12 protein-coding genes are annotated in these 11,468 nt (G+C 71.5%); 6 read left to right on the top strand and 6 right to left on the bottom strand.

Going from position 1 to position 11,468, the window contains the following annotated elements; genetic code table 11:
- Nucleotides 1-295: 295 nt before the first annotated feature.
- The gene (locus IEZ31_RS36185) at nucleotides 296-1,138 is read right to left on the bottom strand and encodes a sigma-70 family RNA polymerase sigma factor (protein WP_190254584.1); all 843 of its coding nucleotides are present in this window, start codon (nucleotides 1,136-1,138) and stop codon (nucleotides 296-298) included.
- A 161-nt stretch (nucleotides 1,139-1,299) separates the two neighbouring features.
- Between IEZ31_RS36185 and IEZ31_RS36180 the strand changes: the two genes are divergently transcribed.
- The 5 genes from IEZ31_RS36180 to csrA all read left to right on the top strand — a co-directional run bounded on the left by IEZ31_RS36180 (nucleotide 1,300) and on the right by csrA (nucleotide 4,913).
- Entirely contained in the window at nucleotides 1,300-1,782 is a 483-nt protein-coding gene (locus tag IEZ31_RS36180; RefSeq protein WP_190254583.1) for a flagellar protein FlgN, read from the top strand.
- On the top strand, nucleotides 1,783-3,186 hold the full coding sequence (flgK, locus tag IEZ31_RS36175) for a flagellar hook-associated protein FlgK (protein WP_190254582.1): 1,404 nt from the start codon (nucleotides 1,783-1,785) through the stop codon (nucleotides 3,184-3,186).
- Between the two features lie 18 nt (nucleotides 3,187-3,204).
- Nucleotides 3,205-4,095: a flagellar hook-associated protein FlgL gene (gene flgL / locus IEZ31_RS36170; protein WP_190254581.1), complete on the top strand. Its 891-nt coding sequence runs from the start codon at nucleotides 3,205-3,207 to the stop codon at nucleotides 4,093-4,095.
- 81 nt (nucleotides 4,096-4,176) lie between these two features.
- A complete protein-coding gene (gene fliW, locus IEZ31_RS36165) occupies nucleotides 4,177-4,593 on the top strand; it encodes a flagellar assembly protein FliW (RefSeq protein ID WP_190254580.1) in 417 nt (138 codons plus the stop codon).
- An 83-nt stretch (nucleotides 4,594-4,676) separates the two neighbouring features.
- On the top strand, nucleotides 4,677-4,913 hold the full coding sequence (gene csrA / locus IEZ31_RS36160) for a carbon storage regulator CsrA (protein ID WP_190254579.1): 237 nt from the start codon (nucleotides 4,677-4,679) through the stop codon (nucleotides 4,911-4,913).
- A 29-nt stretch (nucleotides 4,914-4,942) separates the two neighbouring features.
- On the opposite strand, the gene IEZ31_RS36155 is transcribed toward csrA, so the two are convergent.
- On the bottom strand, nucleotides 4,943-5,797 hold the full coding sequence (locus tag IEZ31_RS36155; protein WP_190254578.1) for an alpha/beta fold hydrolase: 855 nt from the start codon (nucleotides 5,795-5,797) through the stop codon (nucleotides 4,943-4,945).
- A 56-nt stretch (nucleotides 5,798-5,853) separates the two neighbouring features.
- On the opposite strand from IEZ31_RS36155, the gene IEZ31_RS36150 reads away from it, so the two are divergent.
- A complete protein-coding gene (locus IEZ31_RS36150; protein WP_229836159.1) occupies nucleotides 5,854-6,510 on the top strand; it encodes a TetR/AcrR family transcriptional regulator in 657 nt (218 codons plus the stop codon).
- Nucleotides 6,511-6,534: 24 nt separating this feature from the next.
- On the opposite strand, the gene IEZ31_RS36145 is transcribed toward IEZ31_RS36150, so the two are convergent.
- The 4 genes from IEZ31_RS36145 to IEZ31_RS36130 form a co-directional block, all read right to left on the bottom strand.
- Entirely contained in the window at nucleotides 6,535-8,574 is a 2,040-nt protein-coding gene (locus tag IEZ31_RS36145; RefSeq protein WP_190254577.1) for a tetratricopeptide repeat protein, read from the bottom strand.
- Between the two features lie 14 nt (nucleotides 8,575-8,588).
- The gene (locus IEZ31_RS36140; RefSeq protein WP_190254576.1) at nucleotides 8,589-9,020 is read right to left on the bottom strand and encodes a hypothetical protein; all 432 of its coding nucleotides are present in this window, start codon (nucleotides 9,018-9,020) and stop codon (nucleotides 8,589-8,591) included.
- 203 nt (nucleotides 9,021-9,223) lie between these two features.
- A complete protein-coding gene (gene gsmA, locus IEZ31_RS36135) occupies nucleotides 9,224-10,090 on the bottom strand; it encodes a sporangiospore maturation cell wall hydrolase GsmA (protein ID WP_190254575.1) in 867 nt (288 codons plus the stop codon).
- 170 nt (nucleotides 10,091-10,260) lie between these two features.
- Entirely contained in the window at nucleotides 10,261-11,463 is a 1,203-nt protein-coding gene (locus IEZ31_RS36130; RefSeq protein WP_190254574.1) for a tyrosine-type recombinase/integrase, read from the bottom strand.
- Between the last annotated feature and the right edge of the window lie 5 nt (nucleotides 11,464-11,468).

Here is an 11,468-nt window from a genome sequence, read left to right as displayed (position 1 = left end):
GGGCAGGCGGCCGAGCATCTCGCGCACCAGGTGGCCGACGAGCGGCAGGTGGCTGCGGACGAGGCTGTCGAGGGTGGTGGTGGTCACGGCGACCTCTTCGTGGCAGACGTGGCAGAAGGGTGAAGTCCGGAAGGTCCGGCAAGTCACAGCCTCTGTCACTTTGGGTACACAAGAGGTCGCACTCGGTTGCGAACAGGTTGTTGTCGGCCGGGTCGATCAGGCGCCATCCGTGGCGCTCCGGCCGCGCCGTGCGTCCGTGCGCGGCTCCCGGGGTACACCCGGTGAGACCTCCGACTCAGGCGGCCGTCCGTGGCATGCCCATCGGAGTGGTGACGGAGAGGCGGGCGCTGAGACCGCCCTGGGCGGCGATCTGCGCGTAGTAGGTCTCCCGGCGCCGGGCCACGCAGCCGCCGGCCCGCGCGGGGCCGTCGAGCAGCTCGGGGTCCAGGTGGTTGTTCAGGCCGTCGCGCAGCAGCACCAGGGCCTCCGCCCGGAGCTGGCTGATGCGGGACTCGGTGACGCCGAGCTCGGCGGCGATGTCGCTCATCGGGCGCTCGTCGAAGAAGTAGGCCTGGACCACGTGCCGCAGGCGCTCCGGCAGCGCGCTGATGGCGTGGTGCAGGTACCCGATCCGCTCCCGGTGCAGGATCAGGTCCTCGGGGCCGGCGGTGCGCTCCGGGACCAGGTCCTCGGCGCTGCCGGCCGTGAAGCCCTGCAGGGAGAGCACCACGGCGCGCTGGACGTCGTCGTCGATGCTCTTGAGCTCCTCGACGGCGATGCCGAGCGACCCGGCCAGCTCGGCCGGCGTGGGGGTGCGGCCCAGGGCGGCGGTCAGCTCCTGCTGGGCGGTCTCGACGCGGCGGGCCCGCGAGCGGACCGAGCGGCTGGCCCAGTCCAGGCCGCGCAGCTCGTCGAGCAGGGCACCGCGGATGCGCTGGGTCGCGAAGCTGCCGAACGGGATGCCGCGCGAGGGGTCGAACGACTTCGCCGAGCCGGCCAGCGCCGCCATCCCGGCCGAGATCAGGTCCTCCCGCGCCACGTGGGCGGGCAGGCGGCCCAGCATCTCGCGGACCAGGTGACCCACCAGCGGCAGGTGGCTGCGGACGAGGGACTCGGTGTCGACGATCGTGCTGGTCACGGCAACCTCTTCGTGGCAGGGATTTGGTTGGTCGAGAACCAGGTTCGAAAGCCACGGGTGCGCCCCCGGGTGGCGCAAAGTTGCGAACCGGTTGTGCTCAGCTCGGGCGCTGCGCTGCCGACCTGGAGGCACGAACGCGACAACGGCAGAAGGGCGAACGCATGGGGCTGGCGGATCTCGCGAGCATCCTGTGGCGTGAGCGCGAGATGCTCGAACTGCTCCTGTTCAAGCTGGAGGAGGAGCAGCTCGTGCTGTCCGCCGGGCGGACCCGGTGGCTGGCGCACGCCACCCGCGAGGTCGAGGTGGTGCTCGAGGAGATCCGGCGGACCGAGGTGGTGCGCGCCGCCGAGGTGGAGGCGATCGGCGCCTCGCTCGGCCTCGGGCCCAACCCGAGCCTCTCCCAGCTCGCCGAGGCGGCCCCCGTGCCCTGGTCGGAGCTGCTCAACCAGCACCGGCAGGCGTTCCTGACGCTGACCGCCGAGGTGAGCGCGCTGGCCGAGGCCAACCGCGACCTGCTGACCACCGGCGCGCGGGCGGCCCGGGAGACCCTGCTGGCGGTCGCGGGATCCGTGGAGACCTACGGACCGAAGGGGCAGACGGTCGCGGCCGCCGCCCGGAACCGGCTGATTGACGAGGCGATGTAGATGAGTACGTTCTCCGGCCTGAACACGGCGCTCTCGGCGCTCTACGCGCAGCGGCGCGGCCTGGACCTCACCGGCCAGAACATCGCCAACGTCAACACCGAGGGCTACTCACGCCAGCGGGTCGAGCTGTCGCCGCGCGAGGCGATCACCGACCCGGCGCGCTTGTCGACGAGCAGCGGCTCCGGCGACGGCGTCGAGATCACCGACGTCACCCGGCTGCACAACGAGTTCATGACCAACCGGACCCGCGCGGAGCACGGCCTCAACGAGTACCTCCAGGCCCAGCGCACCGCGTTCGCCAACGTCGAGCAGGCGCTCGGCGAGCCGTCCGACACCGGGCTGCAGGCGCAGCTGTCGGAGTACTGGGCGGCCTGGTCGGACGTGGCCAACCGGCCCGGCGACGCCTCGGCCCGCACCGCGCTGCTGTCCCGCGCGAACACGGTGACCACGACGATGGGCACCACCCGGCAGAACCTCGACAACCTGTTCGGCGCGACCCGCGAGGCGCTCGCCGCCGACGTCGAGGTGGTGAACCAGACCAGCGCCGGCGTCGCCGACCTCAACGCCCGCATCGCCCTGGCCAAGACGGCCGGCATGCCGACGAACGAGCTGTCCGACAAGCGCGACCAGCTGGCGCTGCGGCTGTCCGAGCTGACCGGCGCGACCGCGCGGCTCAAGACCGACGGCACCGTCGACGTCATGCTGTCGGGCGCGATGATCGTGCAGGGCGACACCACGCGGAACCTGCAGGTGGTCGGCACCACCACGGTCGACGGGCGCACGATCGCGCCGGTGCAGGTGCGGTTCGCCGACGGCGGCAACCCCGTCGCCTCGATCACCACCGGCAAGATCGCCTCGCACATGGAGACGCTCACGCAGACGATCCCGGACGCGGTCGACGGGCTGGACAACGTCGCCTCGGTGCTCATCCAGACCGTCAACGACCAGCACCACCAGGGGTTCGACATCACCGTCGTGCCGCCGGCGACCACGCCGGCGCCGCAGCCGGGCGGCGACTTCTTCAGCGGCACCAGCGCCAAGGACATCGCGGTGGCGATCACCGACCCGGCGAAGATCGCCGCGTCGAGCACGAACGCCACGCCGTTCCAGGGCGACAACGCCAACCGCATGGCCGACATCGCCAAGGCCCCGGCCGGCGCCGACGCGACGTACCGCAACTACGTCGTCGACATCGGCATCCAGGCGCAGACGGTCAACCGGCGCGCGGACGCGCAGCAGGTCATCTCCGAGGACGTGACGGCCGCGGAGCAGGCCGAGTCGGGCGTGAGCCTCGACGAGGAGATGACCAACATGATCCAGTTCCAGCGTGCGTACGAGGCCGCGGCGAAGGTGATCAGCACCATCGACACCACCCTGGACACGCTGATCAACATGAAGCGATAGACAGCAGGAGGGGTACGGATGCCCGGGTTCCGCGTCACAGAACGCTCGATGGCCACGAACACGCTGGCCAACCTGCAGCTGAACCTGTCCCGCAACCAGCAGTTGCAGGACCAGCTGTCCAGCGGCAAGCTCATCAAGCACGCGTCCGACTCGCCCGGTGGGGCGGTCATCGCGATGCAGCACCGCAGCGACATGGCCACGCTCAACCAGTACTCGCGCAACGCCGACGACGGGATGGGCTGGCTCAGCATGGCCGACACCGCGTTGACCAGCGCGTCGACCCAGATCACGCGCGCCCGCGAGCTGGTGCTCACCGGCCTGTCCAGCGGCTCGTCCGGCAGCGCGGAGGCGCGCGAGGCGATCGCGCTGGAGGTCGACAACCTGCGCTCGTCGCTCATCGACCTGGCCAACACCACGTACCTCGACCGCCCCATCTTCGGCGGCACCACCCCGGGCCCGGCCGCCTACGACGCCAGCGGCGTCTACCAGGGCGACCAGGGCGAGGTGAACCGCACGATCAGCGCCAACGCCAACGTCCGCGTCGACACGAGCGGCGACCAGGTCTTCGGCGCCGGCGCGAACACCGTCTTCGCCATCCTCGGCCGGATCTCGAACGACCTGCGGACCAATCCGGCCGGCCTGTCGGCCGACCTGGCGGACATCGACACGGCGCAGAAACGCGTCCAGTCGGCACTTTCGGGGGTTGGATCCCGATATAATCAGATTTCACAGATGCAGCAGACCGCGGAGAACCGGGTGCTCGACCTGAGGGCCCAGCTGTCCGACGTCGAGGACATCGACCTGCCGAAGACCATCACCGAGCTGTCCCTGCAGCAGACCGCCTACCAGGCAGCGCTCGCCGCGACCGCGAAGGTCATCCAGCCGTCGCTGGTCGACTTTCTGCGCTGAGGCCTGCTTCATCACTGGGGCCCGCCGCAGCTCGGCCCCAGTGATGAAACAGGCCTTAGGCCCGAGCACCGTGAGGAAGACATGAGCGTCGCGACCGTGGGACCGCAGACCACCACGTTGCCGGTGATCGACTTCGTGGCGCCGATGCCCGGCTTCCCGGACGACCGGCGGTTCGTGCTCGTGCGGCTCGACGAGGTCGGCATGCTCTACGCGCTGACCTCGGTCGACTCGACCGGCCTGCGGTTCCTCGTGGTGCCGCCGGCGCAGTTCTTCCCCGACTACGCGCCCGAGGTCGACGACGACACGCTCGCCGCGCTCGGCGTGGGCGACCAGGCCGACGTGCTGGTGTTGCTGGTCGTCACCGCCGGTGACGGCGCCGAGCACGCCACCGTCAACCTCATGGCGCCGATCGTGCTCGACCAGCGCAGCCGCCGCGCGGTCCAGCTCGTGCTCGGCAAGAGCGGCCTGCCGGTCCGTCAGCGGCTGCTCGTAGCCTGATCGGGGCGGCGCGGCAGTGTTCCTCCCCGGGTGTTCCGGCAAATCGGGTACTGTTCGCGTATCGCCCAGCGAAGGAGCGGCTCGTGCTCGTCCTGACCCGACGTCCCGGTGAAAGCGTGATGGTCGGTGACGACGTCGTCGTCACCGTGCTCGATGTGCGCGGCGACGTGGTGCGGCTGGGGATCAAGGCGCCGCGCAGCATCCAGGTGCACCGCGAGGAGGTCTACCGGGAGCTGCAGAAGGTGAACCGGGAGGCCGCCTCGCCGAGCGACGTCGCCGTCCGCGCGCTGAGCAAGATGCTGCGCACCGAGCCGCAATAAGCTTCCGTCCCACGCCCGCGCCGCCTTCCTCACGTCCTCGCCGCGCCGCGCCCCTCTCCGTCCTCCGCGCCCTGCGCCCGCTCGCCCGCGAAGAAGGCCGCGAAGGGCGCCACGAACCGCGGGCGGGCGACGTTCGCCGCGTTGTGCGACGAGCCCGGGATGACGATCGCCCGGCCGCGCGGGACGGCGGCCGCCACCGCCCGGCAGTTGTCGGTGAAGTAGCGGGCGCTGCGGGCGCCGGCCGCCAGCAGTACCGCCGCATCGATCCCCGCGTAGTCCGACGCGGGGCCGTCGTGGTCCGCGATGCGCCGGACCTCCGGGGGAACGGTCGGCAGCAGCCCGGCCATCCGCTTGCCGATCGGCGTGGCCAGGAAGACGCGGGTGACGAACCGCGCGACCGGCGTCGGCAGCCTCCCGGCCGTGCCGTCCGCGTCGGCGCCGCGGCCGATCGCCGTCATGGCCCCGAGCGTGTCGCCCGCCGCCACCAGCCGCTCCACGTCGTCGACGAACCCGAACGGCGGGTTGCCGTCGATGCACAGCCCCGGGTCGTACACGGCGATGCGGTGAAGCGGCAGGCCGGCGATCCCGGCGCGCAGCGCGACGAACCCGCCGCCGCTGTGGCCGAACACGTTGCGGGCGCCGGTGTGCTCCAGCACCGCCGCGAGGTCGTCGAGGTCGGTCTGGGCCGTCTCGGTGCCGTCGAGCGGCCGCGAGTCCTCCCGGCCGCGCCGGTTGTACAGGTGGACGGTGAACCGGCCGGCCAGCGCGTCCGTCAGCCGGTGGTAGTCGCGCCAGGTGATGCCCCCGCCGTGCAGGACCACGATGCCCGGCCCCTGCCCGACCGAGTGGACGGTCATGCCGGCGGCGATCTTCTCGGAGCGCATCCATCTCCCCCTCTGCCTAAAAATGCGAACGCTGTTTGCAGTTTAGACTCGGGGTTGTGCCCGAGACAACCCGCCCGATCTGGGCCCGCCCCGACCGCGGCACCCGCGGCCCGCAGCCCGAGCACTCCCGGGCGGAGCTCGCCGCGGCCGCGATGCGCCTGGCCGACGCGGGCGGCCTGGAGGCGGCCACGATGCGCGCCGTCGCGGGGGAGCTGGGGACGGCGGCGGCGTCGCTGTACCGCTACCTGTCCTCCCGCGACGACCTGCTGGACCTGATGGTCGACGCGGCCCTGGGGGAGCTGGACCTCACCGACCCGCCGTCCGGCGACTGGCTGGAGGGCCTGGTGGCGCTGGCCCACCAGCAGCTGGCCCTCTACCGCCGCCACCCCTGGCTGTTGCAGGCGGCGATGCGGCGCGGTGCGTACGGCCCCCGGGCGATGGACTACTTCGAGCACTGCCTGCGCACGATGGCGCCGCTCTCCTGCGGTACCGCCGCGAAGCTGGAGGCGGTGGGCGTGCTGACCGGCCTGGTCTCGCTGTTCGCCGCCCAGCCCGCCGCCGCCCCGGCCGACCCGTCGGCGTTCTTCGCGGCGGCCACGGAGCAGGCCCACCCGCACCTGCTGGCCGCCCTGTCCACCCCGGGCGACCCCCCGGAGCCGGACCTCTTCGACCGCCTGATCCGCAGCGTCCTGCGCGGCCTGCTGGCGCCCTAGCCGGACCGGAGCCCTCCGGCTCATTCAGGCTTGGTCGGCGATTCGGGTCCAGTGGGCGAGGTTGGCGCGGTCGGTCACGGTTGCCGGGTGCTCGGGGCCGGAGACCCGTTCCCGTACCGGGAGCAGCTCCGCGAACAGCTCCCGTGCCCGTGCCGGGTCCCCGGCCTCACCCGTCCAGTGGGCGAGGTTGGCGCGGGTGATCAGCGTGCTGGGGTGGTCGGGGCCGGACACTTGCTCCCGCACCGGGAGCAGCTCCGCGAAGAGGTCCCGGGCCCGTTCCGCGTCCCCGGCCCTACCCGTGTAGTAGGCGAGGTTCGCGCGGTCGGTCAGCGTCTCCGGGTGGTCGGCGCCGCTGACTCGCTCCAGGACCGGGAGCAGCTCCGCGAACAGGTCCCGGGCCCGCGCCGCGTCCCCCGCGTTCCCGGTCCAGCGGGCGAGGTTGGCGCGGGCGTTCAGCGTGTTCTGGTGGTCCGGGCCGGAGACTCGCTCCCGCACCGGGAGCAGCTCCGCGAAGAGATCCCGTGCCCGTGCCGGATCCCCGGCCTCACCCGTCCAGTAGGCGAGGTTCGCGCGGTCGGTCAGCATGTCCGGGTGGTCGGGGCCGGAGACTCGCTCCCGCACCGGGAGCAGCTCCGCGTACAGGTCCCGGGCCCGTGCGGCGTCTCCCGCGTACCCCGTCCAGCGGGCGAGGTTGGCGCGGGTGGTCAGCGTGTCCGGGTGGTCGGGGCCGAGGTTGGTCTCGTGGGCGTCGGCGAGCGTCTGCCAGACGGTGTGGGCCGTGGCGTAGTCGCCGGCGTTGCCCAGGGATCTGGCGAGGCGCCACATCGCCATGCCGATGGGGTCGAGGACGGCCAGGGCGTGTGGGAGGAGCTGTGCGCAGACCGGCCAGGCGTCCCGGACGTTCACGTCGATCGGCACCGCTGCCTCGACCAGGTCCGCCGCCGCGGTCTGCCACGCCTGACGCTCGTCGGGCGTGAGCTGGTCGAGGGTGACGGCCTGGACCAGCCGGTGCACGGACACGACCGCACCGGGTGGGCCGATCAGGCTGTGCCGGCGAAGCCCGGCCACCGCGTCGTCGAGGGCGAACGTGGTGGCACGGAGCTGCTGGAGGTCGGACGCTACGGCCGGCGCGAGGTCGGGCGGGAGCTGCGCGGTCGCGTCGAGCAACAGCCGGAACGGGATGTCCTCGGGGGCGAGGCAGGACAGCAGCCGCAGCAGCGCGATCGCACCCGGGTTCGTCTCGGCCAGGTCCTCGAACGCCAGCCGCCACGTCGCGACCACGGAGGTGCGGTGCTCGGTCGGCGCCCCCCGCCCGAGCAGCTCGGCCCGCTCGTGTTGCAGCAGGTTCAGGTACTCGGCGAGGCTCCGCCCGGTCGAGGCGACGAATCCGCCCGCCTGGGCGAGCGCGAGGGGCAGCCCGCCGAGCTCGTCCGCGATCGCCTCCGCCGACGCCGTGTCGTACTCGCCGGCCTGGTTGAGCAGGAACTGCACCGCGGCCTGCCGGCGCAGTCCGTCGACATGAATGGCCTGGCTGGCAGGCCAGTGACCGTCCTGGGTCGTGATCAGCGTGTGGCCGTTGCCCTTCGGCGGGAGCCAGCGCCGCACCGCCGCGCGGTCGCGGACGTTGTCGAACACCAGCAGCCAGCGCCCCGGCCGGTGGGCCAGCGCGCCGTGGACGCGGGCGACCGGATCGGCGCGGTCCAGCAGGCCGGCCGGGTCGAGCAGCTCGGCCAGGTCGTGGAACTGCGCCAGCAGTGCGGTGGCCTCCTCGGCGTGGAACATCCACACCAGCGCATACGCGTCGAGATGCCGGTAGGCGTACTCCAGCGCCGCCGTCGTCTTGCCCACCCCGCCCAGCCCGCACAGCGCCACAACACCACCGGCGAGCCGGCCGGCGATCCCGGCCAGCAACTCGTCGCGGCCCAGCACCTGGCCCGGCCGCGGATCCAGCCGCAGCGGCTCACCCGCCGCCACCCGCCGCTGATAGACCAGCGTGCCGACCGCGACACCACCGCGATCGGCGGTGACCGCGGTACCCAACTCCGCCGTGCGTGGCCTCGGCAAGCCGCCGGGAACGGTCAGGCCCGATCCGTACCCGGCTGCGAAGGGCCCCCGGTGCTCACCGACCCGTTGATCGTCCCCGCCGCCACCCCGCCGTAGGCAGCCTGAATGCGCACGTCCCCGCCCGCCGCAACGGCGGACCCGGACGCCGTCACACCGCCGCCCGGGACCATCAGCAGCTCACGCAGACCCTCGGCAGCCCCCGGATCGGCCCGCAGCAGATCACGCAACCGCACCGTCCACGCCGAGGCCACGTCCCGCTCCGTGCCGGGCCTCAGGCCCGCCGCGTCCTCGTCCAGGGTCTCCAGCGCCACCTGCTCGGCCCGCGCGTCACCGCGGCCCAGCAACCGCGCCACCCGCGACCGCAACGCCTGCCAGCCGTCGCTCGCCATCGCCCCGACCAGGGCCGATGCGGCGCTCGACGCCAGCGCCACCAACTCCGCGTCCACGCATGCCCCCCATCAACGACCGTCACCACACCGTAACCACGACCACCAAACGGCAGCCGCCACCAACCGGCCACAGTCCACCGCCGATCCGGCCCACCCACTCCGCAAACGACGTCACGGTGGTCGACCGCGCGCTCGGACAACGCGCGACGGCGGTCACGCCGGAGTGGAGCCGGGCATGACCGCCGTCGCGGAGGGCGGGACTAGATGGTGAGGTCGTACTGGTACAGGTTGTACTTCGCCATCAGGGCCTGCAGCTTCGTCGTGTACTGCGGGTCGGTCGCGTAGCCGCCCTTGTGGACCTCGGCGACGAACTGGTTCGGGTTGTTCGTGTACAGGAACGCCGCCGCGTAGCGGGACAGGTTCTTCAGCGCCATGCCGTGGTCGCGGAACGAGTCCACGGCCGAGTTGTAGGTCCGGAACGTCGCCACCGTCGTCGAGCAGACGCCCGCCGCGGTGCACTCCTGCGTGCTGTAGGACTTGCAGCCCGCGGCGTACGAGCCCGGCGCGTTGTTGAAGCACTTCATGCCGAAGAAGTTGCGGTCGTTGGCCGACAGCGAGCTGCGGCCCCAGCCCGACTCCAGGATCGCCTGCGCCAGCGTCACGGACGTCGGCACGCGGGTCTCGCGCTGGCTCTGTTGGGCGGCCGGGATCGAGGCGGCCAGGAACTGCTCGTTCGTCATCGTGCCCGTCGGGCCGAGCGGCACCGCGGCGACCGGGGCGGGGGCCGGCGCCGGGATGACGCACGTGGGCAACTTCGGGTTGCCCGAGACGTAGGCGTGCGAGATGTAGTCGCCGAGGGCGGTGCGGTCCCACTGCGCCGTCCTGCGCACGTTGCCGCGCAGGTACTGGCCGGTCGTCCTGCAGGTGACGGTGACCTTGGCCTTGTTCTTGACGGTCCGCGTCTGGGTCCACCAGTTGGCGGCGCCGGCGCGGGCCGGCAGGGCGCCCTTGACGCGGACGCTGACGACGGCCGCGTCGGCCGGGGCCGCGGCCACGACGAGGGTCGTCGCGGTCGCGGCGAGGGCCAGCGCCGGGGCGATCACGAACTTCTTCAGGGTGTGCAACATCAACTGATCTCCCATGAGGGGTGGGTGGTCCCCTACACGGTCGCCAGTCGAGGTTGCCGGGGTCGTTCCCCCGTGGGTGCCGGATCGTTGCCGGCCTAGTTGGTGCCGTACTGCGGGGATCACGGCCTCTACCAGGGAAGTAGTCGGTCATGATCCCCGCCAGGCCGTCGTCAGGCCGTCGCAGTCACGAGCCGAAGCACGTTGTTGACCGCTTTCCGGGTACGTTCCTCGCTGCTGGGCATCAGGTGCGTGTAGGTCCGCAGGGTGAACCCGGGGTTGCTGTGCCCGAGGTATTCCGACAGGGCCTTGATGCTTTCCCCTGCGTCGAGGAGCACCGAGGCGTAGAAGTGCCGTAGTGCGTGCATGCCTTGCTCACGGTTGCGCTCCACGCCAGCGTGAGCCAGCGCCGGGTGCCAAACGCTCCGGTTGAACCTGTTTCGATCAAGCGCAGCCTTGCCCGTGCCGTAGATCATGAGTTCAACCGTCACCAGGGGACCGTCCGGCTCCTCCCACGGCAGTGTCACCGGTACCGGTGTCCATTGGGCGAGGTGCGCCGCCACCGAGTCGGCGACCGACTCAGCCAGCGGAACATCCCGCGTTTTGCGGCCCTTCGGCAGAGCGAACACCAGGCGGCCACCCACGATCTTTAGCTGCCGAACGACGTGCATGACGCTCCGCGTCAGGTCGAAGTCCTCGGCAGCTACCGCCAGGATCTCGCCCTGGCGCAGCCCGCAGCCGCCACCGAGATCAGCGGTGAGCCGGAACCGGTCCCGTAGACCCGCCCGGACCGCATAGAACCGCTCATGGGTCCACGGCACAACCTTGCGCGGGTCGGCCTTCGGTGAGGGCGCACTGCGCGCGTGGCACGGGTTCTTGGCGATCCGCTCATCGTCAACGGCAGCGTTGAGGATCGTCGCCACGTTGAAGTACGTGACGGCACGAAAGCCGCTCGACAGCCCAGCGCGCTGCAACGTGCGATCGAACTCACGTAGATGCGTGGGCCTGATGCTCGACAATGGCCGGCTACCGAGTTGCGGGAAGATGTGGCGGCGGAGACGCCGCTCGGTCACCTCGCGGGTGGAAGGGTCGAAAGTCTGGTTGTTCAGCCACTCTGTGGCGAAGTCTTGGAACAGGATGCGCCCGGCGTTCGGGTCGACGTAGGTACCTCGGAGCTTGTCCGCTTCTACGGACACCAGGAACGCCTCTGCGGCCTTCTTTTCCTTGTCTGGGAACGATTGTGAGCGCTCGCGCCCGTCCGGGGCGATGTAGCGCACGCGATAGCGGCGACCCTTGCCGCACAGTTCGGTTGGGACTCGTGTCGTCTTGCCGTTGACCTCAACGGCCTTGTACCAACGGTCTTCGATGTGAGCCATCGGTT

The sequence above is a fragment of the Dactylosporangium sucinum genome, assembly GCF_014647515.1.
GTDB classification, from domain to species: domain Bacteria; phylum Actinomycetota; class Actinomycetes; order Mycobacteriales; family Micromonosporaceae; genus Dactylosporangium; species Dactylosporangium sucinum.
The sequence above is the reverse complement of the archived record's forward strand: the minus strand, read 5'-3'. Positions and strand labels throughout refer to the sequence as shown.